This is a genomic window from Candidatus Planktophila lacus (assembly GCF_002287925.1).
GTDB classification, from domain to species: Bacteria; Actinomycetota; Actinomycetes; order Nanopelagicales; family Nanopelagicaceae; genus Planktophila; species Planktophila lacus.
This window is the reverse complement of sequence record NZ_CP016769.1, coordinates 1,281,314-1,306,985: the sequence shown is the minus strand read 5'-3', so window position 1 is coordinate 1,306,985 and position 25,672 is coordinate 1,281,314. Positions and strand designations below refer to the sequence as shown.

Below are 25,672 nucleotides of genomic sequence, written 5' to 3'. Positions count from 1 at the left end.
CATTATGAGCAACGAACCACAAGCGCCAATCGAAGACGATCTGCCAGAACAACTGCGCATCCGTCGCGAAAAGCGCGCTGGCTTAATCGAGCGAGGCGTTGAGCCTTACCCAGTTGCTGTTGCTCGCACCTCATCACTGGCTGATATCCGCGCTAAGTACGTAGATCTCGAAATAGATAAAGCCACCGGAGATATTCAAAGCCTTACGGGTCGCGTAATTTTTAAGCGCGATACCGGCAAGCTCTGTTTTGCAACTCTGCGCGAAGGCGATGGCACTGAACTTCAAGCGATGCTTTCTCTAGACAAAGTCGGTCAAGAAGTTTTAGATTCCTGGAAGAGCGATATCGATCTTGGAGATATCGTCAGCGTTACTGGCGAGATCATCACTTCAAAGCGCGGTGAACTTTCAATCTTGGCAAACTCATATGCAATTGCAGCAAAGTCACTTCGTCCGTTGCCTAATGATCACAAGCCAATGTCTGAGGAAACGCGTGTGCGCATGCGTTATGTAGACCTCATTGTTCGCGAAGAAGCGCGCTCTAATGCACGTCTGCGTCCAGCGGTAATGCGTTCACTGCGCGAGACTTTCCATAACGAGAACTTCATTGAAGTTGAAACACCGATGTTGCAGGTAATGCACGGTGGCGCAGCAGCTCGTCCCTTCAAATCTTTCTCAAATGCTTACGATATGGATCTCTTCCTGCGTATTGCGCCAGAACTTTTCTTGAAGCGTTGTGTGGTTGGTGGCATCGAGCGCGTATTTGAAATTAACCGTAACTTCCGCAATGAAGGCGCTGATTCTTCACACTCTCCTGAGTTTGCAATGATCGAGAGCTATCAGGCATATGGTGACTGGCGTTCGATCGCAGATTTAACTCGTTCACTAGTACAGAACGCTGCGATGGCAGTTGCCGGTTCGCACACTGTTACTCATCATGATGGTCGCCAGGCTGACCTTGGCGGAAAGTGGAAAGAGATTTCGCTCTATGACGCTATTTCAACAGGCGTTGGGGAAACCGTTACAGCGCTTACTCCAATTGAAGATCTAAAGAAGATTGCAACCAAGCTCGGTATGAAGATCGATCCGAAGTGGATCACTGGCAAATTAGCCGAAGAGATCTTTGAGCACGTGGCAAAAGATCAGTTAATTGAGCCTACATTTGTCATGGGATTCCCAGTTGATACATCACCACTTGTTCGCGCACATCGCGAAATTCCAGGAGTTGCTGAAAAGTGGGATCTCTACGTCGATGGCTTCGAACTAGCAACTGGTTACTCTGAATTAATTGATCCAGTTATTCAGCGCGAGCGTTTAGTAGAACAAGCAACGCTCGGTGCCAAGGGTGATTTAGAAGCGATGCAAGTCGATGAAGATTTCTTGCGCGCGATGGAATTTGCGATGCCACCAATGGGCGGAATGGGAATGGGCGTTGATCGTTTGCTGATGGCGCTTACTGGTCTTGGTATTCGCGAAACAATTCTCTTCCCACTCGTTAAGCCAGAAATCGAATAACGCAAAGTTTTCTCATGGTAAATATTCGTCCGGCGCGCACTAGCGATGTAAAAGCAATTCGCCAGTTAGTAGATTCTTATGCAGCCCCGGGTCAGATGCTTTCTAAAGAGACAGTTACTTTGTATGAAAGCGTTCAGGAATTTACCGTTGCTGAAGTAGATGGAAAAGTTATTGGTTGTGGTGCGCTCCACGTCTTGTGGGATGACCTAGCTGAAGTTCGTACCGTTGCCGTTGAAAAAAGTTTTCATAACCAAGGCGTTGGACATCAAATCCTGGAAAAAATTATCGAACGCGCCCGCGAAGTTGGCGTTGCACGAATTTTCTGTTTAACATTTAGAACCGAGTTCTTCGGCAGCCACGGATTTATTGAAATTGAAGGAACTCCAGTTGCACCAGATGTTTATCAAGAGCTCCTTCGTTCTTACGATGCCGGTGTGGCTGAGTTCTTGGATCTCGAAGCGGCAAAGCCAAATACCCTTGGCAATACCCGCATGCTCCTGACTCTCTAATCCATCAAATAGCCCCACAAGTAGGCCTAATTGGGAATATCCCCGCTAAATCTGGGGTTCTAAGGGGTACCAGCCATCCACCTCGCGTCTTCCCTGCGTTGGGTTATAGGCTTGACGCAGTAACCAATAGAAGGAGCCTTGCCCATGTTTGAGCGCTTTACCGATCGAGCCCGACGCGTTGTTGTCTTGGCTCAAGAAGAAGCACGCATGCTCAATCACAACTACATCGGCACAGAACACATTCTCCTTGGTCTCATCCACGAAGGTGAAGGCGTCGCTGCAAAGGGCCTCGAAGCTCTCGGCATCTCACTTGAAGGCGTTCGCGCACAAGTTGAAGAAATTATCGGCCAAGGACAACAAGCACCTAGCGGCCATATTCCTTTTACACCTCGCGCCAAGAAAGTTCTTGAACTCTCACTTCGCGAAGCGTTGCAACTCGGCCACAACTACATCGGCACAGAACATATTTTGCTCGGCCTAATTCGCGAAGGCGAAGGCGTTGCTGCACAAGTTCTTGTAAAACTCGGCGCTGATTTAAATCGCGTTCGTCAGCAAGTCATCCAATTGCTTTCCGGTTACCAAGGAAAAGAAACTGCAACATCTGGCGGTCCTGCAGAAGGCACACCATCTACTTCACTTGTTCTCGATCAATTCGGTCGCAACCTGACACAGGCAGCGCGCGAAGGAAAGCTCGACCCAGTAATCGGTCGCGAAACCGAAATCGAACGCGTTATGCAAGTTCTTTCACGTCGTACCAAAAATAACCCAGTGTTAATTGGCGAACCAGGCGTTGGAAAGACAGCAGTTGTTGAAGGACTTGCTCAGGCGATTTACAAGAACGATGTTCCTGAAACTCTTAAAGATAAGCAGCTTTACTCTCTCGATCTCGGCGCACTCGTCGCCGGTAGCCGCTACCGCGGTGACTTCGAAGAGCGCCTAAAGAAAGTTTTGAAAGAGATCAAAACTCGCGGCGACATTATTTTGTTTATCGATGAAATCCACACACTTGTAGGCGCAGGCGCTGCAGAAGGTGCGATCGATGCTGCCAGCATCTTGAAGCCGATGCTTGCTCGCGGTGAGCTCCAGACAATTGGTGCAACAACTCTCGATGAATACCGCAAGCATGTTGAGAAAGATGCTGCTCTAGAACGTCGCTTCCAACCAATTCAAGTTAAAGAGCCATCAGTTGCTCACACCATTGAAATTCTTAAGGGACTTCGCGATCGTTACGAAACCCACCACCGCGTATCAATTACCGATGGCGCACTTGCTGCAGCTGCAAATATGGCAGATCGCTACATTTCAGATCGCTTCTTGCCAGATAAAGCGATCGATCTAATTGATGAAGCCGGTTCACGTCTTCGCATCAAGCGCATGACCGCACCTGCCGAACTCCGCGAATTCGATGACAAGATCGCCGAAGCGCGCAAAGCAAAAGAATCTGCGATTGATGGCCAAGACTTTGAAGGCGCTGCCGCACTTCGCGATAAGGAAAAGACTCTTATCGCTGAGAAAGCAGAAGCTGAAAAGAATTGGAAGGCAACTGACCTCGATAAGGTCACCGAAGTTGATGAAGAGTTAATTGCACAAGTTCTCTCTGCCTCAACTGGTATCCCAGTATTTAAGTTAACTGAAGAAGAGACTGCACGTCTGCTTCGTATGGAAGATGAACTACACCGTCGCGTTATCGGACAAGATCAAGCGATCAAGGCGTTGTCACAAGCAATCCGCCGTACTCGCGCTGGCTTGAAAGATCCAAAGCGCCCTGGTGGTTCATTTATCTTCGCCGGTCCTTCAGGTGTTGGTAAGACCGAACTTTCTCGCACTCTTGCCTCATTCTTATTTGGTGATGAGACCGCACTTATCCAACTCGATATGTCTGAATACTCTGAGCGCCACACAGCCTCACGACTATTTGGTGCACCTCCAGGATATGTCGGTTACGACGAAGGTGGACAGCTAACTGAAAAGGTTCGTCGTCGCCCATTCTCCGTTGTGCTTTTCGATGAAATCGAAAAAGCGCACCCAGATATCTTCAACTCACTTCTTCAAGTACTTGAAGATGGTCGACTAACTGATTCACAAGGTCGTACCGTTGACTTTAAGAACACTGTAATCATCATGACTACCAACCTTGGTACTCGCGATATCTCTAAGAGCCTCGGACTTGGCTTTGCCAACATTGATGACGATCTAACAAATTACGATCGCATGAAGGGCAAGGTTCAAGATGAACTCAAGAACCACTTCCGCCCTGAGTTCTTAAACCGTATCGATGATGTAATCGTCTTCCACCAGTTGACGAAGGATCAGATTATTCAAATCGTTGATCTCATGATCGCAAACCTTGATGATCGCTTGAAGGCAAAAGATATGGGTATCGAACTTACTCAAGCAGCTAAGGATCTCCTTGCTGCTCGTGGTTACGATCCACTTCTTGGTGCGCGTCCTTTGCGTCGCGTTATTCAGCGCGAGATCGAAGATTCACTCTCAGAGCGAATTCTCTTCGGCGAGCTAAAGGCCGGCGAGATCATCGTTGTAGATGTTGAAGGCGTCGATGCTGAAGCTAAGTTCACTTTTGCTGGATCACCAAAGGCAACCTTGCCTGATTCACCAGAAGATCTAGCTGAAGCTGCCAAATAAAATATTTGGTAATTAAATCTTCTTACCGGGATTTAAAATCCCGTTAGGGTCAAAGGTTTTCTTAACTTCTCGCTGTAGCGCTGCAACTTTTGGCGATATTTCATTTGCCACAAAGCCTTGCTTAATCGAACCAATTCCGTGTTCGCCACTTGCCGTTCCGCCTAGTGATTGAGCGATTTCAACGATCCGCGCAAAGGCTTGCTTAGCGCGATCAGCCGCTGCTGTATCTCCGTGATCGTGAACAATTGTTGGGTGCATATTTCCATCGCCAGCATGGCCAAAGATTCCAATAACCAAATTGGTCTCGCGACTTAGCGCTTCAACCTTTTCAACAAATTCAGCGATCTTGGTAATTGGCAACGCAACATCATCGAGCAGCGTTGCACCCATGCGTTCTAGCGCGGGGTAGGCCAACTTTCGCACGCGAATTAAATCAGCAGCATCGGCTGGATCATCTGAGTAAACGCCATCGATTAGATCGAACTTTTTACAAGTCTCTAACGCTGCTTCGCAGAGCGAATGGTTTTCATCTAGCTGCATCAACAGAACACTGCCCGCTACTTCAAAGCCAAGTGGGTGCCAAGCTTGGACAGCCTTCAAGGTTGTTTGATCAACTATTTCGAGCATTGATGGACGATATTTAAGCAGCACCGCTGCAGCGGCTGCAGCTTTGGTAACGCTCGGAAAAGTTGCGATTAGCGTTGCTGGGGGAGCCGGGCGAATTTCCAGGTTAAGAGTTAACTCAGTAATGATTCCTAAAGTGCCTTCAGAGCCTACAAAGAGATGGACTAAGTCATAAGTCGTAACAGATTTCTTTGTTGCACTGCCTAACTCAATGATTTCACCAGTTGCCAATACAACTTGCAGTGCACGTACATGGGCTGTGGTGACGCCGTACTTAACGCAGCACATGCCACCGGCATTGGTTGCAGCATTTCCGCCAAGAGTTGACCATTCGCGGCTTGCTGGATCAGGCAGATAGGCCAGACCATGTTCTTTAGCGGCAGTATCTAGATCAATATTGATTACACCTGCTTGCACACGTGCAATTTGATTTGCTGCATCAAGGCTAAGAATCCGATTCATCTTTTCAAGAGAGATAACCAAGCTTTGCGCATCTGAGTTTGCGCCTCCTGATAGACCACTTCCGGCGCCACGCGTAACAACCGGGATCTTATTTTCGTTAGCAAAAATTAGCGCCTTAGAAATTTCCTGTGCGTTCTTTGCGAGTAAAACGGCAAAAGGCGGAGCGCTTACTGCAAATGGTGCGTGATCACGAGAATAAGAAGCGGTGATATCTGAATCGGAGATCAGTGTGGCATCTGGTCCAAGCGCTGCTGATAGCGCTACGAGATGGCTCATACCCGCAACTTTATCGCGCTTTTAAAGAAGTATTAATCGCCGGTAATTTTGACGCGCTGCAGCGCTTGATCAAGGCGAGATACTTCAACAATCTCCATGCCATCGATCTTTACATCACTGCCTGCAGGAACAAGAGCTCGTTTAAATCCAAGACGATATGCCTCGGCTAAGCGACGAGAGACACCACTGACTTTACGTATTTCTCCAGCAAGACCGACTTCACCGATTGCAACCAAATCTGCGGGTAGCGCTAAAGCCTTTGCGGCAGATGCAACGGCAAGAGCAAGCGCTAAATCAGCAGCGGGTTCAGACATCTTCATTCCGCCAACTGTTGCAGCGTAAACATCGCGACCACCAACACGTACGGCTGCACGAAGTTCGAGAACAGCCAAAGTCATTGCGGTGCGAGCAGAGTCGAGTCCGCTGGTAACGCGACGTGAATTTCCGAAATCATTTTCGCGACCTTGGCTTACCAGCGCTTGAATTTCGGCCAATAACGGGCGGCGACCTTCGAGAGTAACTGTTACGCATGTACCTGGAACTGGTTCGGCATGGCGTGATGTAAATAAACCAGTTGGATCGAGAACGCTTTCAATGCCGGTATCGCTCAAATCAAAACAACCAACTTCATCGGATGCACCAAAACGATTTTTAATTGCGCGAATTAAACGCAGACGAGAGTGACGTTCGCCTTCGAATTGCAGAACAACGTCAACGATATGTTCGAGCAGACGAGGACCGGCAATTGAGCCATCTTTTGTAACATGTCCAACTAACAACAATGTGATGTCGCGATCTTTACAGATTCGGATAAGTGCGCCGGCAACTTCGCGTACTTGCGTTACACCACCAGGTGAGCCATCTGCTGCCGCAGAACCAATGGTCTGCACGCTATCGATAATTAAAAGCTCAGGCTTAACTGAATCAATGTGTGCGATAACTGCGCCGAGATCGGTTTCAGATGCTAAAAATAATTTGGGATCGACTGCGTTAATTCGTTCGGCACGTAAGCGAACTTGGGATGCAGACTCTTCGCCGCTGATGTAGAGTGCAGGAATTCCTTTAGCGGCAGTTTGTGCAGCAACTGAAAGCAGAAGTGTTGATTTACCAACGCCGGGTTCGCCGGCGAGCAAGATTGCAGCACCAGGAACAAGACCGCCACCGAGTACGCGATCTAATTCAGATACGCCCGTTGCACGTGCGCGGGCAGATGAAAGATCGACATCGCCAATTGGTGTTGCGGCATGTGTAACTTTGCCGGGAACAAGTGAGAGTTTCTTCGGTGCAGCAAGTTCTTCAACGCTGCCCCAAGCCTGACATTCACCGCAGCGACCAACCCATTTTTGGGAGCCCCAACCGCATTCAGAACAGCGGAATGGATCTTTCTCTACCTTGGCCATGACCAAACTCTAGAGGGTTGGACTGACTACTTCCCAGCGGCAATAGATGCTGGGTGTTGGATGACAAAGAGCGGAAGTGAGCGCGCTTTAGCATCGTTAATTCCCTGAACGCGCTTATCGCAATGTTCGGCGAGTACTGCATATGCAGCTTCGCCCATTAGCGCTTGGAGTTCGGTGCGGTTAGAGATGTACACCGGTTCGCTTCCGACGTGTGCATCGGTATTGCTGGTGCAGTACCAATCGAAGTCATCTCCGCCATCGCCCCATGCAAGTCTTTCGTATTCACCGATTACGGTAATTGAATATTCGCGTTCGCCGACTTCGCGCGTTTCAAAACTACGACGCAACGGCAACTGCCAGCAAACATCTGGTTTGGTATCAACGAAGTGGCGATTTTCTTTTTGAGCTAAATGATGCAGAACGCAACCGAAGTTTCCGGTAAAGCCAGGCGCTTCATAACCTTTACGGTTTAAGAAGATACATCCATCATCAATGGTGCGAGTCTTACGTTCTTTATCTTCATCTAAATCTGAGATACGAAGTTGCCCATTTGGTTTCTTCGGGCGCGCTTGATCGTAGAACTGCCACATCTCGGGAGTTAGATCAGCGGCGGCTTTGCGAACGCGTTCTTCGTCATCTTCATCGGAATACATCGCACCTTCTGTGCAGCATCCTGCATTGGGACGGTTTTCAAATACGCCCTTGCAACCATCACCATAAATACAGGTCCAATATGAAGTCAGCCACGTTAAGTCACATTTAAAGATTTCCTCAGGATCGTTGGGATCTGAGAATTCGACCCAATCGCGTGCGAAACCTGGCTTAATTTCTGACATAGTCGCAGAGCCTACGCGTACTCTTTCGCTATGGCTAATTCAGAGAAATCTCTAATCGACTCCAAGGTCGCAGTTATTGGGGCCGGAGTAATGGGCGAAGCACTGATCTCTGCCTTGATTACCTACGGAGTTAAGCCAACAAATATCACTATCTCTGAAAAGCGCGAAGAACGCGCTGCTGAGTTAATTTCTCGTTACAAAGTGGCAAACGCTGATTTAGCCACGAACGTTGCGCAGAGCGATCTAATTCTTCTAGTCGTTAAGCCACAAGATATGGCCACGGTATTGGCTGAAATCGCGCCTGTGATCAGCAAGGGCGTACTAGTTATCTCATTCGTGGCCGGTAAGCAGATCCGCGGTATTGCCGACATCATCGGAACTTCTGCCAACCCAGTTATTCGCGTGATGCCAAATACGCCAACTCTGGTCGGAGCAGGTATGTCAGCTATCTCTTGCTGCGGACTTGTGTCGCCAGAGCAGAGAGCTTTCACTCTTGGCTTCTTAGGCGCAGTTGGAAAAGTGATCGAGGTAGATGAGGATCTGCAAGATGCCGTAACCGCAACTAGCGGATCTGGCCCAGCATATTTCTTTAGATTTGTAGAAGCGATGGTCGATGGAGCGGTTGCACTCGGGCTCTCGAAAGAGGATGCAACAACGTTAACAATTCAGACGATTGTGGGAGCAGCAAAGCTACTTGATCAATCTGGCGATTCCCCAACTACGCTTCGCGAAAAGGTAACTAGCCCTAACGGAACAACTTTTGCAGCGCTCAATTCTTTTAACGATTCTGAAATCTCGGCAACCGTTGCTAAAGCTATGAAGGCGGCACGTGATCGCTCACAAGAACTTGCGTAAATTATTTGTCCTAACTCTAATTTCGGCGTTGGTATTTCCGACAACTGCCAGCGCAGCACCAAAGTTAGTCACAGTAAAAAGCGCTGTTAAATGGGCAGAGAGCGCTGAAGTTGAACTTTTCGCTGTTACTGCAGAGTCAGTAATCACGCTTAAGAACGTATTGACTAACACGTCAAACATCGAGATTCAGGCGAGAGATTTTGCTGGCACCAGCCTTTGGTCAAAAACCATTGATTCAGGCAGCGATGAGGTTGCAACGGCAATTGCCGCAGATAGCCAGGGAAATATCTGGTTTGCTGGAAATTCTGCAGCTGCGGCAAGTGCAGATACAGCTACCGCAACAGGTAGCGCGCTAAACCCAGATAACGTAGCAATAGAAAATGTGACCCCACTTCGCCAAGATATGCGCCAGTTAACGCTCTGGAAGATAAGCAAGGTTGGTGAAGTTATTGAAACCTTTTCTAGCGTCCAAAGTGAGATTTCAATTGTCGATGCGATATCAATAAGCCCAACTGGTGTTTCGGTTATTGGCTCCCGTGAATCAGGGCCATTTCTTATCTCAACCAATATCAAAGGCGAATTTGGTAAAGAGTTAAAGATCGGAACAGCCAAGACCAAGTTGAACTCGGTCGTGCGGCTTGGTGATGGAACCGTTAACTTATTTGGATCAAGTACCGAAACGCTTTCGGGTAAGAAATTGGTTGGACGCGAAGACGGAGTCCTGATCAAAGTTTCAAAGACCGGCGCAATCTCTTCAGTTGTCCGTAGCTCTGCGCCGAGAGCCCAACGCAGTTGGACTAGCGCAACTAGCACCTTATTTTTGACTGGCTCAGTTAAATCTGGAACAACAAGCGAGAGTGCAATTACCAAATTCACGAGTTCTTTTGCACCGACCTGGACAACTCGTTTCGCATCTACTGGAAGTACGCTCGCATCAAATGGCCCCAATAACTCCTTCTATGCTGTTCTCGAACCCACCGCTGCAGTTAAAGGTTTAACTCCAACCAAGTTAATAAAAGGTCAAAGTATTGTTCTTCAGTTTGATAGTAAAGGTTCACTGATTAACGCCTTTACCGCTGCAGAATTGAGTCAAGTTAAATCAACAGGTTTCTCAGCTGGCGGTGGACTATTTCTATTAACCGAAACTGGAATATTTAGAGTGGGCGCAGCGAAATAAGTTGGTTACCAACGCCGGCAATTAAATTACGCACTTTATTTAAGACTATCCAAGTTGAATCAATTCCATCTGAGCTCTGCTCTTTAGAAACGAGCGAGATTGTCTTCTTCGAGATATCAATTGCGCAGAGTCTTTCCTGACAGTTGAAGGCCGTTGTCGTTCCATCGCTACTTAGAAACTTAGAGGGAGTTCCATAGTTAGTTGGTGGCAAAGTTGTAAATACCGTTGGAGCACCTAAATATGCCCAACGAATCTGTTCCGCCTTAGGAATCGTAAGAATTGAAGAGGTAAGCCAAGTCGCAAGAATTCCACGCGCACCCTTGTGCAGTGCAACGTCATAGCCAACGACTGAGATCGCATTCCCTGAGGTATCAAGAGTTTGATAACGCCAACTACTTGCCGCCAGGCCAATTCGCTTAGCAACTCTTATCGCACCCGAGGTTGCTTCCTTGCGAGTGTTAATTGTAAGGATCGAGTCATAGAGCAGAACAGTCTCTTTGCCATCAAAGAGCGCATCTAGATGGAAGCCCACATCTCCAGTTGTTCGATCATCAGTTTTACGATCACCATCAACGAGTTCATATTTCCATTCGGTACTAGATTTGGCTTTTACGGCGCCCAAGAGAATTCCTTGAGACTCATCGCGATAGAAGACTTGGGTACCAGCTGAGCTAATTGAGCAGGCGTTTGAAACGCTGACATCGCTAGCTGTGCGCACGCGAATTGGATCTTCGTAATTATTTACCGCTGCGCCATTGCCGTCAATAATTTCATATTTGAAACTCTTGCCATCATATGTGGCATAACGCAGATCTTTATCTACCGAATCAGAGTAGAAGATATGCAAGGTTTGCGCTTTGCCAAATCCACTGACGCAAGCAGAGACATCTCCTGCAATGGGATTACGCGTACGACCTGCAGATCCGCCGCGACCGTCAACAGTTAATTTGCTCCACAGCTTGCCATTCCAGAGCGCAACTTTAAGCGATCCATTTATCGCATCTTGATAAATAATCGCAGGATTAGCGTTAAAGGTAGTGCTGGTGAGATTACGCGCATCTACCTTCGGATCAATCACCGTCTTCTTCCAAGGCTCTTGCGGAGTTATGGAATTTGTTGTGACTGGATCAGAAGTTCCTAATGAATTAGATGCAGTTATTTCAAAGGAATACAGCGTGCCGTTCTTTAACCCTGTCATAACAGCCGGGCCAGATGTGAAACTCTTCTCTGCACCAGTCTTAGTGTTCTTTACGGTGTAGCTAGTAATTTGTGCAGCACGAGCATTGGCAGGTGGATCAAAGCGAATGATCGCTGAACCTTCTGAAACGAGTGCTTGAGCGTTACGAACTTGCTGCGGAATGCCAACGGCAATACCCACAGGTGGCTTGTTGCGTAGATCTTGCATCATCGCAAGTAGCAGTGGCCCTGGCTCGTGGAAAATTTCTCCGGCGTCAAGATTAGGAGACATCGCCGCATCTTTACCGGCGTTAGAAAATGTTGCTTCATCTAAATGGCTTACTGAAGAACCATCTTCATATTTCTTAGGCGTATATAAGAGAGGTTTCACGCCACCATTTGCTGCTATTCCAAGTGGTCCTGACCAAACTAACTTCGAAGTTAGCGCTTCACCAAGTTCAAGAGAAGGAGAAGGAAGATCAGAAAGTCTGCGGCCGTCTCCTGTTTGCGCATATGCATCATATGGAGTTGGTTGATCAATTGATCCGTAACCAAAGAAATCGTCATAACTATCGGTTGAGAGAAAACCCAATCCATGTGCCATCTCGTGCAGGATGACAGATTGCAGATCGTATTCAGTTCTACTTGGACCAGATCCAGTACCACGGTACCAACTTGCTAACGAGTTAACGGTGATAATCATTTCGGGGTTATCGCCATCTAAATCTTTACCGGCAAGTGCATTTGCTAGCGCCGATGGATACCAGAGACTGGAATCAGGAGCGCCTTTAAAGTTTGCGAAGTAACTTCCAGGTCGGGCACTTCCTAAGACGCTATACGAGGAAGATCTTCCCCAAGTCGCATCAATATAAATTGGAACGCTGGATTCAAAGTTTGCCGCCCAAACATCAACGGCGGCTTGCACCTGAACCTTGGTCCATTCAGGAAAGTTGTTGTACTTAACAATTATCTTTGATTTCTTCTCTAGCTTTCCAACTTTCGGAGTTGGAGATTGGAGAATATTGGTTGCAGGACCGGCATAAACGTTGCCCCAATGCGTTGCAGGACGAACCAGAACTAACGCATCTGCTGATGTTGGTGCAACTAATCCCAGAAAAAGCGCGGATATCGCTGTGAGTATGGCAACAGAGCGAGTGGGAATTCGCATAAATTTCCTTGCCATAGCGCCTAACGCTATCAGGGTGCGAGAATGTCGCCATGACCCCTGAGTCCCAAGAAGAGATAGCGGACATAGATTTCACAGAAGTAATCTCAAGGATGAAATCTGAGCGACCAATTACCTTGGATTTCAATACTTCTGCAGCGCGCCCAGAACCAACCTTGGATGAAGCTCGCGCCGAGTTAGCAAATTCGATCGGCGAGTTCGCTCACAAGGTTTTCTCAAAGAAGTATGGTCCATTAGTAGGAACTGTCACAAAGACAACTGCCGAGACGTTATTGAAGAACGCGGAAGATAATCTTTATCGCGCCAAAGGTGATGCCACCTTAATTATTCAAGAGTTGGTTGACCGAGCATTTACATCACCAAAGAAAAAGAAGAAGTGAAACCGCTAGTAACTGTTTATTCACGCAGCGGCTGTCATTTATGCGAGAACGCTGAAGTAACTTTGGCGGGGCTTACCGAAGAATTGAATTTTGAATTAGAGATAAAGCTAATTGACGGAAGTCCAGAACTAGAAAAGTTATACGGTCACGAAGTTCCTGTGATTCATATTGATGGTGAGCATCATGACTTCTTCAGAGTAGATGTAGAGCGTTTTAAATCTTGCCTTTATACACATCGTCAGCGTCAATAATTTGGTATGAATAACCTTGTTCAGCAAGGAAGCGTTGGCGGTTTTGGGCAAAGTCTTGATCGATAGTGTCGCGCGAAACAACTGAGTAAAACTTAGCGCCACGGCCATCAGCCTTTGGTCGCAAGATGCGGCCTAAGCGCTGTGCTTCTTCCTGACGAGAACCAAATGCTCCAGATACCTGGATAGCAATTGTTGCTTCAGGTAGGTCAATTGAAAAGTTAGCAACTTTCGAAACAACTAGACATGTGATCTCACCGGTGCGAAATGCGGCAAAAAGCTTTTCGCGCTCTTTGATTGGTGTCTCACCTTTAATTACCGGAACGCCAAGCGTTTCAGAGAGGTCATCCAACTGATCGATATATTGCCCGATCACAAGAATCTGCTCTCCTGCATGTAGACCAACAAGTTCTTCAACAACATCACGTTTAGTGCGGGTAGTTGCGCAGTAGCGATAACGCTCTTCCGGCTCGGCAGTAGCGTATAAAAGACGCTCTGCTTCAGTGAGATTTACACGTACCTCTATACATTCAGCAGGTGCGATATACCCTTGCGCTTCAATCTCTTTCCAAGGAACGTCAAAGCGCTTGGGACCAATTAGAGAAAAGACTTCGCCCTCCATGCCATCTTCGCGCACTAACGTTGCGGTAAGCCCTAAACGGCGGCGCGATTGAATATCAGCGGTAAAGCGAAAGATCGGCGCTGGAAGCAAGTGAACTTCGTCGTAAATGATTAAGCCCCAGTCGTGGGTATCGAAGAGATCAAGGTGTGCGTAAACACCGTTCTTCTTCTTCGTCATTACTTGGTAAGTCGCAATTGTGACCGGGCGAATCTCTTTCTTAGCACCTGAGTATTCGCCGATCTCATCTTCATTAAGCGTTGTGCGACGAAGCAACTCTTCACGCCATTGGCGCGCTGCAACTGTATTTGTAACCAAAATCAAAGTTGTTGCCTTGGCGTGCGCCATTGCTGCAGCACCGACAATTGTCTTTCCGGCGCCACAAGGAAGTACAACAACGCCAGAACCACCGTGCCAGAAACCTTCTGCTGCTAACTCTTGATAGGGACGAATCTTCCAATCGCTCTGCTTTAGCGCGATTTCATGTGCTTGGCCATCTACATAACCTGCGAAATCTTCTGCCGGCCAACCTAAGCGCAGTAGTGATTGTTTGATCGCACCACGTTGGCTGGGATGAACTGCAATAGTTTCCGGATCGATTCGCACACCGAGTAGCGGTGCAATCTTCTTGGCACGAATAACTTCTTCAAGTACACCGACATCTGTAGTCACAAGAATCAAGCCATGTACTGGGTCGGCTTCAAGGCGTAAACGGCCGTAACGCGACATAGTTTCGGCAACATCTACAAGAAGAGAATGTGGCACCGCGTAACGCGAGTATTTAATTAAAGTATCGATAACTAGTTCAGCATCATGGCCGGCAGCGCGCGCATTCCATAATCCAAGGTTTGTTAAACGGTAGGTATGAATATGTTCAGGCGAACGTTCGAGTTCAGCAAAAGGCGCAATAGCGCGACGACATTCTGTCGACATCGGATGATCAATATCTAGCAGGAGCGTCTTATCGCTCTGAACAATTAGCGGGCCTTCGCTCATTTCAAGAGATCCTTTATTAGAGCATGCAGAAGCGCACTTCGTTCTTCGATCGATTTCAGACTTAACCATTCATTTGGTGCATGTGCTCCGCCGCCAACTGCGCCTAAGCCATCTAGTACTTGCGCACCAGCTGCCGCGGCAAAGTTGCCATCGCTTGCGCCACCGACTTCGGCACAACCAAGAGGCGCCATGCCGATCTCTTTTGCGACACGTTCTGCACGCTCGTAAAGTTCTTTCGTTGATGAAGGTTGTAGCGGCGGACGATTTAAGCCACCGGTTACTTCAATACGCGCCCCAGACACCGTAGAAGGCAGCGCTTTAATCGCCTTATCAATTCGCTCTAGTTCGGCCTTTGAGAAAGATCGGGCATCAATTTCTAGCACTGCTAAATCAGGAACTGTATTTGCGCTATTGCCAGAACGAAGAAGTGTTGGGACAACAGTTGTTCCATGAGCTGAATCCTCTAACGCAGATAACTTCAGAATTAAATGCGCGATCTCAACAGTTGCGTTGACACCCTTTTCTGGTTCAAGGCCGGCATGTGATGCCAGACCATGTGCGCTGACCTTGTACATCGCGGTGCCTTTACGCCCGGTCTTAACTTTTCCGTTAAGCGATGCTTCTAGAACTAATACCGCCTTCGCTTTGGCGGATAAATCCATAATTAATTTGCGTGATGCAAAACTTCCGGTCTCTTCATCAGTTGTTGCAATAAGTGCAACGCGATCGCCAACTTCAGAGATTCCCTTCAGCGCATAGAGGGCTTGAACAAATCCCGCCTTCATATCAAAGACGCCAGGGCCGCGAACTACATCGCCATTTACTTCCCAGAGCGGTGAATAAGAACCATGTGGCCAAACGGTATCGAGGTGAGCCAAAATTAAAATTTCAGGAGTATCTGATCCCCACCAGAAAACCGGGCGGCCTTCGATCTCTTTTATCTGGGCAGGTGTTCCAAGCACGCGCGTTGAAATATCGCTCGCTAAACGAACAACGTTGCGACAAGCTTCAATATCTTCGCTCGGTGATTCACAACGAACCAACGCTTCTATCGCTGCCAACATAGGGTCAAGTCTGCCGTATTTATCGCTATTGGCGCTCGTCATATCGCTGCCACACCTGTAATACGAGCGATCCTGAAGCTTTGAACTTCTCCTGTCGCATGATCTCGCGCGACAAGTGAGCCAGCAGAGAGTTTCAACGGATCGATTATTCGATGAGAAACCAGACCATTGTTATCGGCATAACCGATTGAAAGAGATGTGGCTGGTTGGTTCTGCAGATAATCAGCCAAGATATCTAAAGTCTCGTTCGCTGTTGTTCGGGGGAGTGAACCAAGAGCGTTAGCGGCAATATTTCGCATCGTGCTTTGGCGGTGGCTAGATTTTTCTCCAGTACGTAGTGCACGAAGCGCACCTTCTAGTTGAATCTCATCTGGTCGCTCGAACTCACCGATAATTCTTGGTGGGCGTGCTTTTGTTTTAGCGCGCTGAATTCGCGGTCCGCTCAGCAAAGCGCCTTGTGAATCTTCACCGGCTGGAAGGTAACCAAAGCTGCGCAGAATATTCATAGCATCGCCGGCATCGTGTTGGCAGATTAAAACTTCTGGCGCGATTTGGCGTAGCGATAAGAGATCTAAACGCTTATCGTTCATGATCTGCGCGATTAGCGAAGCATCCTCACATCGAATAAACGCAGATGTATTTCCAACGCGCAACTTGCCGTGCTTCTTTGCAACATCTGCAATCAAATACTCAAGCGGCTGTGGCATCGGAGTCTTAGAAGTCTTCTTTAAGAACGCCTTAATTTCATCGCCACTGCGGCCGTGATCTAAACCACGGCGAATAGTTGCTTCACTAAAACGGTAAACGGTTGCGCCACCGCGACTTTCAATCTCTGCCAAGATCGCAAGCTCTTGCGCGATTTCATGTTCCAACGGCCCTGGGGCGATTGCGGTGTGATCGCTCTGAATAAGTATGTGATCAACTGGTTTAGGTAAATCTTCATTAATACTTTCTAACTCACCACCAGCTAAGAGCTCTAAGCCATATTTGGAAATTACACCTTGGCCAGTAATTCCAAGCCATTCTGATTCGCGCAGCGCCCACTGCAGATAATCAGTTGGGATTCCGTTGCTGCGCTTAGCCGGCATATGCCAAGTGGCCAGGGCTGCAAATGAGTTGAACTCAGGTGCTACAGATGGGTTTTCGGAAAGTAAGCGCAGAACTAACTTACGGATTGGTGCAGCAGATACGCGATCTAACTCTGGGCCAAGTGGAGCAACGTTCTTACTTTCATCTTTACCAACTAGACCGCTCACGCGAGAAGTTATTAGCCAAGGTGAAACAAGAGATTGCCATCTCGCAGATGGCGTTTGCATCAACCAGATATCAAATTGGGTAGTTGGAAGAATTCGATCATCCGCATCAATTGTCACAAGTCCGGCCAAATAAGAAACCTCGGCGATAAAGGCAGCACATGATGTGTCGACACCAAGATGGGCCGAGAGAACTTTCAGATCGCGAACTCCCAAGCCACCAGAGCGCAGCGTATCGGCAGGCTCTTGCGCCCAGAAATTTAGAATCTCCTCTGTCCATCTAAGGAAGGTGGTGATATTTGCGATCGCAGCTAACTGCACGCTCTTGAGATCGCGTTTCTCAGTTTTCAAAGTAGGTTCTTGGACTTGTAACTCTTTATGTAACTTGCCACCTCGAAGCGCAAGAGCTACTTCGCGCACTAAAAGAACTGTCTTGGTATTAGCGGCAACTACAAAGTTATTTTCAAGTAACCAAGCAACGCCGGCACCAGGCTTCTTAACATCTGCAACAGTTCCGCGCGGTGGGCCCCAGACCATCGCTTCCAAAGCTTTCTGTGCAGCAGGTGGTGCTTCATCTAACTTCTTTAGATTTAACTTAACGACAGTCTGTGGGCCAAGTCCTTGTATTTCATTGCCAAGGACTTCGCGAACGGTGGTTGGAAGATAGAAACCATCTTTACCTTGATAGATAAGGCCGCGTTCGAGCAGGCCTGGAATAACAAAGAGCGCTGCTTTATCAGTTAGCGCTGCCATGGTTTTTTCGGTAAATGGTTCGGCAGCGATCGCGCAGGCTTCTAGTACTTGGTATTGCCAAGCGTTTAAGGCATCAATGGCTCGCGCCAGGCTTGGCGCAGAAGATGCGCGCACTGCAAGAGATGCCACATCAGGTGGAACCGGCGTTATTAAATCTGGGCGATGTGAAAACAAGGATATTAGGGCAGCGTCATCCAAGGTACGTAAGTAATCTGCAAAGGAGCGCGTTTCCATAACTTGCCTACATTACTGGCAAGTGACCGCTTCGCGCGAACTGTAAGAGTTATCTGGATTCTCTGCGTGGAGTTAAGCGAGTTCCCAGCCAGGCAGCGCGCGAGACGATCGGACCCAGATAGCGATTGATAGAGCGCATTCTGCGGAAGTCATGGATCGGCCAATTCTCCTTAAGTGCACGAATTCTTAACTTTGCATCAGGATTAATTGCAGATGGATGGCCAACGCTTTGAAGTAAAGGAAGATCATTGTGGCTATCGGAATATCCAAAGCAATCGGCTAGAACAAATCCGCGCTCTTTAGCAATCTCTGCAATTGCAACCGCTTTCTCTTTACCGTGCAAAAGCGGACCGTTCATTGCACCGGTGTAGTGGCCATCAACTATCGCCGCCTTACTGCCGAGAGCGCCAGTAAAACCAAGTCTTTCCGCAATAAGCGTTGCCATATCTTCCGGAGCTGCGGTGACCAACCAAACTTCTACGTCATCATTTAGATGTGCTTGCGCGATTTCGATGGTGCCTTCCCAAAGTGAGGGAGAGACATATTCGTCATAAATTTCTTGAGCAACAGTTCTAATCTCAGAAACGTTATGGCCGCCGATAAAGTCTTGGGCAGATTTTTGAAAGCGATTTATCTCATCCTGCTTTTCAGTCCCCGTTAATCTAAATCTCAGATTGGCTAATACAAATCGCGAAATATCTGATTTTGTGAAGAAACCGCGTTGGTACATGCCGCGGCCGAGGAAGTAAATTGTTGAGCCACGAACCAAGGTGTTATCGACGTCAAAGAACGCTGCGCGTCTGACGGTGAGTGACATGTCACTACCCTAGCGATTTTCAGCGCTATTTCTCGTTTAATCCTTAGCCTTCAGATGCTTTATGCTTAGCGCTATGAGTACAACGGTTCACGTCGCGCGACATGGAGAAGTAGAGAATCCTGAGAAAATTCTCTATGGACGACAACCAGGTTGGAGACTTTCAACTCGCGGACAGCAAATGGCGCAAACTCTTGGTGAATGGTCTAAATCGATAAACCTTGGCGCACTGCATGTCTCACCTCTGCAACGTGCGCAAGAAACCGCAGCACCAATTGCTCGCGCGCACGGTATTGAGATAACAACTGATGAACGTTTAATCGAAGCCGCCAATGTCTTTGAAGGAAAAAGTTTTGAACTAGGCAGTGGAGTGCTAAAACACCCATCTTCGTGGCGCCATTTATATAACCCATGGAAACCATCTTGGGGAGAACCTTACGAAGAGCAGATCAACCGCATGCTCGCCGCAATCTTTGCTGCTCGCAAAGCTGCCAATGGAAAAGATGCGATCGTTGTTTCTCATCAACTGCCAATTTGGATTTTAAGAAGTGCAATCGAAGGTCGCTCTCTTCTGCATGATCCAAGAAATCGAATCTGCACACTCGCTTCAGTGACTAGCGTTCACTTTGATGACGAAGGCGTTATTTCAGGACTTTCCTATTCTGAACCAGCCGGACATTTACTGCCCGAGAAGAAATAAGTAATGCGCAAAAGACTTTCTAGCCTCGCGCCAATTCTGATTATCGCCCTTACCGTAACTGCGTGCGGTGGCGGAAGTTCGATCGCGGAAGAAAGTTTCATTGAAGGCAGTGGGGCAGTCACCAATATAAATTTGGAAGATCGCAAAGCAGCGCCGGCGTTATCGGGAATGACTCTCACGGGCAAGACTTTTATCTTTAACCCTGGACAAGTTGCGGTAGTAAATGTTTGGGCTTCTTGGTGTTCACCATGTCGCGCAGAGATCCCAACACTTATCGAACTTTCCAAGCAATATCCCAACGTGCAATTTATGGGGATATTGACTCGCGATAACCCAGTAAATGCGGAAGCTTTAGCGCGCAGATTAAATATCCAATATCCAACATTTATCGATGATGAGCTCTTGCTGGGCTTTAAATCTACGCTTCCTGCAAATGCCATTCCTTCCACTGTTCTGATTGATAAGAACGGAAATGTCGCTGCACGAATCTCTGGTGAAGTAACGCTGACATCGCTAAGCAAGATAATTAGAAAGTTAGAAGCAGAATGAGCGGCTTCGTTGTAGATCAATTAATGGGTGGCTATTTGCTGGCAGCGCTGCCTTTCGCCATCTTCGCTGGCATCATCTCTTTTCTATCTCCTTGTGTACTTCCGCTAGTTCCGGGCTATCTCGCCTATGCGGCAGGTTTTTCTAAATCTCGCGGCCGAGTCTTCTTAGGATCGATTCTCTTTGTTGCCGGCTTTAGCGCGCTCTTTATCTCTTATGGTGCGCTCTTCGGCGGAATCGGCTCTGAAGTATTTGCGCGAGAAGAGTTGATCACTCGCATCCTGGGTGGCTTAACAATTCTCTTAGGCCTGCTCTTTATGGGTATCTTTCCGATGGCTCCAACTTTTCATCCCCGTATCTCAACAACTGGCGGGCTAGTTGGCGCTCCGCTTCTGGGATTTCTCTTTGGTATCGGCTGGACGCCATGCATTGGACCGGCGCTAGCAACGGTACAAACTCTGGCATTTCAAGAATCAAGTGCCGCACGCGGAGCGATTTTATCTCTGGGATATTGCATCGGTTTAGGTGCACCATTTATCGCAACCGGACTCTTTCTAGATAAATCCGAGAAGTTACGGAAGTTCTTAGTTAGACGCGGTGATTTGATCTCCAAGATCGGTGGAGTGATTTTGATTCTTATCGGAATCGCACAACTGCTTGGTCTCTGGTCTGATTTGATGGCCTCACTTCGCTCAGTAATTTCAGATTTTGCGCCGGTGATCTAATGAGTAGCCAAGTAGAAGTTCCCGAACTCGGTGCAGGCGGTTTAGCGCGCTTTGCTTGGCGCCAGCTAACAAGTATGCGCACTGCGCTAATTCTATTGATGATGTTGGGCGTTGCTGCGATTCCAGGCTCGCTCGTCCCGCAGCGCAGTCAGAACCCAATGGCGGTGCGGCAGTACTTTATTGATGATCCGCAGTTAGCTCGCTGGATTGATCGCTTCTCTGGTTTTGAGGTTTATTCATCACCTTGGTTTAGCGCTATTTATATTCTGCTCTTCATCTCACTAATTGGTTGTGTTCTGCCAAGATCGGTTGAGCATTTCAAGGCGATGCGCGCGGTGCCGCCGGCAACTCCAAAGAATCTCTCTCGCATGGAGTTCTTCACTTCTTTTGTTGGCGATAAATCTAACTTCGATAAGGGCGCTGCTTGGTTAAAGCGCAAGCGCTTTCGAATTCGCTACGAAGATGGAGCAGTTTCTGCCGAAAAGGGTTACCTGCGCGAAACTGGAAACCTCTTATTCCACCTCTCACTTATCTTGATTCTGGTTGGCGTCAGCGTTGGATCGCTCTTTGGAATGCGTGGCGAAGCGATCGTAAATAAAGGAGAGCGGTTCATTAGCGTTCCGACTTCTTATGACACCTTGTCATTTGGAAAGTTAGTAAATGAAGATGTAATCGATCCTTTTATTATTGAAGTTGAAGATTTCCAAGCAGATTACGATCCAGTTACTGCAGCCCCAAGGGATTACACCGCAAATGTACGGGTAACAAATCCTGGAGAAAAAGTTTCTGAAGAGAAGGCTTTGAAGGTAAATAGCCCACTTACATTTGGAAATACTCGCGTTTATTTGCAGGCCAATGGTTACTCGCCCATTGTTACAGTTAGAGATACCGCTGGCTTTGTTGTCTTTCAAGGTCCAGTGCCATTCTTGCCGCAAGACGGATTTCTAAAATCAATTGGTTCGATCAAAGTTCCTGATGCTCGTCCCCAACTTGGATTTGTTGCAAGCTTCTTACCTACTTATGCGCGTTCGGCAGTCGATGGCGGAATCTCACTCTTTCCTGAAGCGCTAGATCCCAGACTTCTATTCTCTATTTGGGAAGGTGACCTCGGTTTGGATTCAGGAATTCCACAGTCCGTCTATCGCATTGACACTTCAGAGATGTCGCGGATCGCACTTGATTCGCTTAAGCCTGGTGAAACCTTCAATTTCAGCGCGGGATCAATCACCTTTGAAACTTTTGTACCTTGGATAAACCTGCAAATAGTTAACGATCCCGGCAAGGAATACGCGCTCTATGGCGCGATCGCCGCAATCCTTGGTCTGCTTGCATCGCTCTTTGGAAGACGCCGTCGTATTTGGATCAGGATCACACCGTCTGGAGTTGTGGAAGTAGCAGGGCTAGCCAAGAATGGTGCCCCAGGACTTGAAGAAGAGATCGCTTCATTAACCGCGCATATGAGAGATGAGAAGTAATGCAAACAACTTGGGCATATATCTCTAATTACTCTATTTATTCGGCTATGGCAGTTTTTGCGCTCTCTTTCTTAGCCCATGCCTTCGAGACTGCTTGGGCAGTTCGCTCACCAGAGCTTGCTGATAGCGCGATAGGAAATACTTTAACTAGAACTTTTGATTACACGCGAACCGAACGTGCAGCGCGAATTGCAACTGCGATGATGGTCTTAGGTTTTCTCCTTTTGCTCGCGGGTGTAATCGCGCGTGGAATTTCCAATGGACATGTCCCATGGGGAAATATGTATGAATTCTCAATCACCGGTGCTCTGGCTTTTACCGGCGCATATCTAGTCGCGCTGCGCAAGCACGATCTGCGTTGGCTCGGACTCTTTATCTCAATCGCCGCGTTGTTAACTTTAGGAACTGCAGTAACTTTGCTTTATCGCGATAGCGCACCGCTAGTGCCAGCGCTGAAATCAACTTGGTTGGTAATCCACGTAATCGCAGCAATTATTTCAGGCGGAGTCTTCTTGCTTTCGAATGTAATTGCCGGAGCGTTCCTCTATCTCGATGCGATGGAACGTCGCGGCGAACGTAAACCTTGGGCGAAACGTTTTCCTGAATTAGAGACTTTGGATCAACTCTCTTATCGACTCGTTGCATTTGTCTTTCCACTTTGGACCTTCTCGGTAATCGCGGGTGCAATTTGGGCAGAGAGCGCATGGGGTCGTTACTGGGGTTGGGATCCAAAAGAGACTTGGGCCTTCATTACTTGGGTTGCCTATGCCGCATATCTTCACGCGCGCGTAACTATTGGTTGGCGTGGACGTCGCGCTGCTTGGCTCTGCTTATTTGCAGGCTCAACATTTCTATTTAACTATGTATATGTAAATGTATGGGGAACTGGAAAGCACACATACAGCGGTCTTTAAGAGTTAAATACTAAAGGCGACGCAAGAAATCTGGGTCATCATCCGGAGGCAAGATTCTGCGCTTTGGTGGACGAGGGCCTTTATCTCTGCGGGTGCGACCAATAAATAGATAAGCGATAGCTCCAAAAGCTGAGAAGAACAAAATAATTAGCAGCCAACCCCATTTAGGAAGTTTCTGAATTAGCGACTCATCACGTTTTGCACAATCAATAAACGAGTAAAGAGTTAAGGCAAGAGATGCGATAACGAAGAGCGCTTGAAATCTGAGCATGGGTAGAGTCTAGCGAAAGTTAGAGGACTAGGCCGAGTGCAAATAGAGCGGCAAAGAGCATCTGCAACTTGCCGGTCTTTGCCAGAAGTGGAATCAGCGCTGCGCCAGTTGTCCCAGCCCAGACCGAACTTGCCAGAGATGTGCTGAGAGGTAGCGCTAACAAAGTAAGTAAAGCAAAAGGCTCGAAGGTAAGCAGAGCAAAGAGGTGGGCCGAAACTAGTAGAGATATGTAAAGAGCACGCGCACCTTTATCTCCCAGCCGCACCGCCATCGTGCGCTTTCCAACTAATTCATCTTGGCCGCGATCTCTTAAGTTGTTAATTGCCAGGATGGCACATGCCAGAGCACCCATCGGAACTGCCACGATAAATATCTGCAAATTCAACTCTTCGGTCTGCACGTAATAACTTCCGACAGTTGCAACAATCCCAAAGAACACAAAGACTGAAAAGTCGCCTAAACCTTTATATCCGTAAGGGTTAGAACCTCCGGTGTATCCCCAAGCAGCCGCAATGGCTAGCGCACCAACAGCAATTAACCACCAGGAAGTTTGAAGAGCCAGAACTAAGCCAGCGATAGCCGCAACGAAGAAAGAGATAAAGGCAGCGTTCTTTACAGATTTTGCACTAGCCAGACCGCTTGCGGTTAAACGGATCGGCCCGATACGAGAATCATCAGTGCCACGGATTCCATCTGAATAATCATTTGCGTAATTAACGCCAATTTGCAGCGACAAACTAACTAAGAGTGCGAGTGCTGCAGGGACGGGTTTCCAGTCACTTCCTGCAAATGCGGTAGCAACTAATACCGGAGCAATAGCTGCAGCCAGTGTGCGCGGGCGCGCACCAAGGACCCACTTATTAGCCATGGTTTGCCTCAGTCGCGAGCTCTGCAAGTTTGCGGCGATCAATTTTGCCAAGGGCGGTACGGGGGAGTTGGCTTACATATAAGAAGTTCTTTACCTTTGCCGCTTTTGAGATTTGTGAAGAGAGATATTCGTTTATCGCAGATTGCTCTGGCTTAACATCGCCAGCAATCGCTAATTGAAGTGATTGCCCCCATTGTGGATCAGATACCGCAAATGCTGCACAATCAATTCCAGAAAAAGTTGTCGAGACAATTCTTTCTACTTCAGCCAACGAGATATTTTCGCCACCAGAGATAATCAGATCATCGCTTCTGCCGGTTACGACAAGTTTTCCATCTTCGATATATCCAAGATCAGTTGTGACAAAGTATCCGTTACGGATCTTCTCATCCCAAGATTTTGGATCATTTAGATAAGTTGTGGCTAGCGATTTGCTAAATATTGAAATAACTCCAAGATCGTCAATTTCAAATTCGGTTCCGTCAAGCGGTGTTCCGTTGTAAATACATCCACCTGAGGTTTCGGTCATGCCGTAAGTCTCAACTACCTTGATACCTGCTTCATGTGCGGCTTCACGTAGCTCTGAAGAAAGTGCCGCACCTCCCACCAATACCGCTTGCGCAGAAATCAAATGTTCCAGCAGATCGCTGTCGTCATTTAGCGCACGAAACAATTGAGTCGGCACAACTGCAGTGAAATCAGCGAACGGGTATTTGCCAGTAATTTCTCGGGCATCAATTGGCACTGTTCCAAGTTCTAAACTTCTAACTAAAATGTTTATGCCTGCGATATGAGTTAACGGCAGCAACAACGACCAGATCTGCCCTGGCTTTGCACCAACAAATTTATTTGCACTCTTGGCGCTCTCTAAAAGTGCGCTGGCCGATAAACCAACTTCTTTAGCTATCCCAGTTGATCCGCTGGTATTGACTACTAGCGCCACGCGATCTGGGGCGCCGGCGACTGAAACTGGGCCAAGGGCCAGGGCCGAACCATCTCCAATAAGGGCTTTGGCAAGGCGCGCCATTAACTCGGCGAGGTCCCACGTGGGATCTATCGCACGAATCTCTCGTTGTGACGTCTGCTCCATTGCACGCGTAGGCTATCGCTCGAAGTCGAAGATGGAGGAATCGTGAGCAAGCCGATCAAGCGTGA

Annotated in this window: 23 protein-coding genes; 12 read left to right on the top strand and 11 right to left on the bottom strand. The window is 47.9% G+C overall.

Features of this window, described 5'->3' with window-relative positions:
* The first annotated feature begins 4 nt into the window (after nucleotides 1–4).
* From lysS to A1s21148_RS06580, 3 genes are all read left to right on the top strand, one after another.
* Nucleotides 5–1,513: a lysine--tRNA ligase gene (gene lysS, locus A1s21148_RS06590; RefSeq protein WP_095671621.1), complete on the top strand. Its 1,509-nt coding sequence runs from the start codon at nucleotides 5–7 to the stop codon at nucleotides 1,511–1,513.
* Nucleotides 1,514–1,527: 14 nt separating this feature from the next.
* Nucleotides 1,528–2,022, top strand: coding sequence for an amino-acid N-acetyltransferase (locus A1s21148_RS06585; protein ID WP_095671620.1), 495 nt, complete (start codon nucleotides 1,528–1,530; stop codon nucleotides 2,020–2,022).
* Between the two features lie 144 nt (nucleotides 2,023–2,166).
* The gene (locus tag A1s21148_RS06580; protein ID WP_095671619.1) at nucleotides 2,167–4,665 is read left to right on the top strand and encodes an ATP-dependent Clp protease ATP-binding subunit; all 2,499 of its coding nucleotides are present in this window, start codon (nucleotides 2,167–2,169) and stop codon (nucleotides 4,663–4,665) included.
* A 12-nt stretch (nucleotides 4,666–4,677) separates the two neighbouring features.
* Here the strand turns inward: A1s21148_RS06580 and A1s21148_RS06575 are convergent, their stop codons facing one another.
* From A1s21148_RS06575 to A1s21148_RS06565, 3 genes are read right to left on the bottom strand one after another with little or no spacing between them, the layout of a single operon-like run.
* Nucleotides 4,678–6,027 (bottom strand): FAD-binding oxidoreductase, encoded by a 1,350-nt coding sequence (locus tag A1s21148_RS06575; RefSeq protein ID WP_095671618.1) that lies wholly within the window; start codon nucleotides 6,025–6,027, stop codon nucleotides 4,678–4,680.
* Between the two features lie 32 nt (nucleotides 6,028–6,059).
* Nucleotides 6,060–7,427: a DNA repair protein RadA gene (radA, locus tag A1s21148_RS06570; RefSeq protein WP_095671617.1), complete on the bottom strand. Its 1,368-nt coding sequence runs from the start codon at nucleotides 7,425–7,427 to the stop codon at nucleotides 6,060–6,062.
* A 26-nt stretch (nucleotides 7,428–7,453) separates the two neighbouring features.
* Nucleotides 7,454–8,263: a DUF3109 family protein gene (locus A1s21148_RS06565; RefSeq protein ID WP_095671616.1), complete on the bottom strand. Its 810-nt coding sequence runs from the start codon at nucleotides 8,261–8,263 to the stop codon at nucleotides 7,454–7,456.
* Between the two features lie 30 nt (nucleotides 8,264–8,293).
* Here A1s21148_RS06565 and proC point away from each other — a divergent pair, with 30 nt between their 5' ends.
* Nucleotides 8,294–9,118 (top strand): pyrroline-5-carboxylate reductase, encoded by an 825-nt coding sequence (proC, locus tag A1s21148_RS06560; RefSeq protein WP_095671615.1) that lies wholly within the window; start codon nucleotides 8,294–8,296, stop codon nucleotides 9,116–9,118.
* On the top strand, nucleotides 9,093–10,295 hold the full coding sequence (locus A1s21148_RS06555) for a hypothetical protein (RefSeq protein WP_095671614.1): 1,203 nt from the start codon (nucleotides 9,093–9,095) through the stop codon (nucleotides 10,293–10,295). The genes proC and A1s21148_RS06555 overlap by 26 nt, the downstream gene beginning before the upstream one ends.
* On the opposite strand, the gene A1s21148_RS06550 is transcribed toward A1s21148_RS06555, so the two are convergent.
* Nucleotides 10,273–12,654, bottom strand: coding sequence for a fibronectin type III domain-containing protein (locus A1s21148_RS06550; protein ID WP_223299385.1), 2,382 nt, complete (start codon nucleotides 12,652–12,654; stop codon nucleotides 10,273–10,275). The genes A1s21148_RS06555 and A1s21148_RS06550 overlap by 23 nt on opposite strands.
* 35 nt (nucleotides 12,655–12,689) lie before the next feature.
* On the opposite strand from A1s21148_RS06550, the gene A1s21148_RS06545 reads away from it, so the two are divergent.
* Both A1s21148_RS06545 and A1s21148_RS06540 read left to right on the top strand, forming a co-directional pair.
* Nucleotides 12,690–13,037 (top strand): hypothetical protein, encoded by a 348-nt coding sequence (locus A1s21148_RS06545; protein WP_125932394.1) that lies wholly within the window; start codon nucleotides 12,690–12,692, stop codon nucleotides 13,035–13,037.
* Nucleotides 13,034–13,288 carry a glutaredoxin family protein gene (locus A1s21148_RS06540; RefSeq protein ID WP_095671611.1) on the top strand — a complete coding sequence of 85 codons (255 nt, stop codon included), beginning with the start codon at nucleotides 13,034–13,036 and terminating at the stop codon, nucleotides 13,286–13,288. Before A1s21148_RS06545 ends, A1s21148_RS06540 begins: the two co-directional genes overlap by 4 nt.
* Here A1s21148_RS06540 and A1s21148_RS06535 read toward each other — a convergent pair.
* The 4 genes from A1s21148_RS06535 to A1s21148_RS06520 are packed head-to-tail and all read right to left on the bottom strand — an operon-like array spanning nucleotide 13,251 to nucleotide 19,021.
* Complete coding sequence (locus tag A1s21148_RS06535) at nucleotides 13,251–14,900, bottom strand: DNA repair helicase XPB (protein ID WP_095671610.1); 1,650 nt, start codon at nucleotides 14,898–14,900, stop codon at nucleotides 13,251–13,253. The two genes, A1s21148_RS06540 and A1s21148_RS06535, sit on opposite strands and share 38 nt — an antisense overlap.
* Nucleotides 14,897–16,006 (bottom strand): M20/M25/M40 family metallo-hydrolase, encoded by a 1,110-nt coding sequence (locus A1s21148_RS06530; RefSeq protein ID WP_223299384.1) that lies wholly within the window; start codon nucleotides 16,004–16,006, stop codon nucleotides 14,897–14,899. Before A1s21148_RS06530 ends, A1s21148_RS06535 begins: the two co-directional genes overlap by 4 nt.
* The gene (locus A1s21148_RS06525; protein ID WP_095671608.1) at nucleotides 16,003–18,204 is read right to left on the bottom strand and encodes a helicase-associated domain-containing protein; all 2,202 of its coding nucleotides are present in this window, start codon (nucleotides 18,202–18,204) and stop codon (nucleotides 16,003–16,005) included. Before A1s21148_RS06525 ends, A1s21148_RS06530 begins: the two co-directional genes overlap by 4 nt.
* A 49-nt stretch (nucleotides 18,205–18,253) precedes the next feature.
* Complete coding sequence (locus tag A1s21148_RS06520) at nucleotides 18,254–19,021, bottom strand: HAD family hydrolase (protein WP_095671607.1); 768 nt, start codon at nucleotides 19,019–19,021, stop codon at nucleotides 18,254–18,256.
* A gap of 73 nt (nucleotides 19,022–19,094) precedes the next feature.
* On the opposite strand from A1s21148_RS06520, the gene A1s21148_RS06515 reads away from it, so the two are divergent.
* From A1s21148_RS06515 to ccsB, 5 genes are read left to right on the top strand one after another with little or no spacing between them, the layout of a single operon-like run.
* On the top strand, nucleotides 19,095–19,718 hold the full coding sequence (locus A1s21148_RS06515) for a histidine phosphatase family protein (protein WP_095671606.1): 624 nt from the start codon (nucleotides 19,095–19,097) through the stop codon (nucleotides 19,716–19,718).
* 3 nt (nucleotides 19,719–19,721) lie between these two features.
* Nucleotides 19,722–20,267 carry a TlpA family protein disulfide reductase gene (locus A1s21148_RS06510; RefSeq protein ID WP_095671605.1) on the top strand — a complete coding sequence of 182 codons (546 nt, stop codon included), beginning with the start codon at nucleotides 19,722–19,724 and terminating at the stop codon, nucleotides 20,265–20,267.
* A complete protein-coding gene (locus A1s21148_RS06505) occupies nucleotides 20,264–20,989 on the top strand; it encodes a cytochrome c biogenesis CcdA family protein (protein ID WP_095671604.1) in 726 nt (241 codons plus the stop codon). Before A1s21148_RS06510 ends, A1s21148_RS06505 begins: the two co-directional genes overlap by 4 nt.
* Nucleotides 20,989–22,464 (top strand): cytochrome c biogenesis protein ResB, encoded by a 1,476-nt coding sequence (gene resB / locus A1s21148_RS06500; RefSeq protein WP_095671603.1) that lies wholly within the window; start codon nucleotides 20,989–20,991, stop codon nucleotides 22,462–22,464. Before A1s21148_RS06505 ends, resB begins: the two co-directional genes overlap by 1 nt.
* The gene (gene ccsB / locus A1s21148_RS06495; RefSeq protein ID WP_095671602.1) at nucleotides 22,464–23,378 is read left to right on the top strand and encodes a c-type cytochrome biogenesis protein CcsB; all 915 of its coding nucleotides are present in this window, start codon (nucleotides 22,464–22,466) and stop codon (nucleotides 23,376–23,378) included. Before resB ends, ccsB begins: the two co-directional genes overlap by 1 nt.
* 10 nt (nucleotides 23,379–23,388) lie before the next feature.
* Here the strand turns inward: ccsB and A1s21148_RS06490 are convergent, their stop codons facing one another.
* Genes A1s21148_RS06490 through A1s21148_RS06480 form a run of 3 tightly spaced genes read right to left on the bottom strand, consistent with a single transcriptional unit; the run spans nucleotide 23,389 to nucleotide 25,607 of the window.
* Nucleotides 23,389–23,649 (bottom strand): PLD nuclease N-terminal domain-containing protein, encoded by a 261-nt coding sequence (locus A1s21148_RS06490; protein ID WP_095671601.1) that lies wholly within the window; start codon nucleotides 23,647–23,649, stop codon nucleotides 23,389–23,391.
* A 19-nt stretch (nucleotides 23,650–23,668) separates the two neighbouring features.
* On the bottom strand, nucleotides 23,669–24,517 hold the full coding sequence (locus A1s21148_RS06485) for a 1,4-dihydroxy-2-naphthoate polyprenyltransferase (RefSeq protein WP_095671600.1): 849 nt from the start codon (nucleotides 24,515–24,517) through the stop codon (nucleotides 23,669–23,671).
* Nucleotides 24,510–25,607 carry an AMP-binding protein gene (locus tag A1s21148_RS06480; RefSeq protein ID WP_095671599.1) on the bottom strand — a complete coding sequence of 366 codons (1,098 nt, stop codon included), beginning with the start codon at nucleotides 25,605–25,607 and terminating at the stop codon, nucleotides 24,510–24,512. Before A1s21148_RS06480 ends, A1s21148_RS06485 begins: the two co-directional genes overlap by 8 nt.
* Between the last annotated feature and the right edge of the window lie 65 nt (nucleotides 25,608–25,672).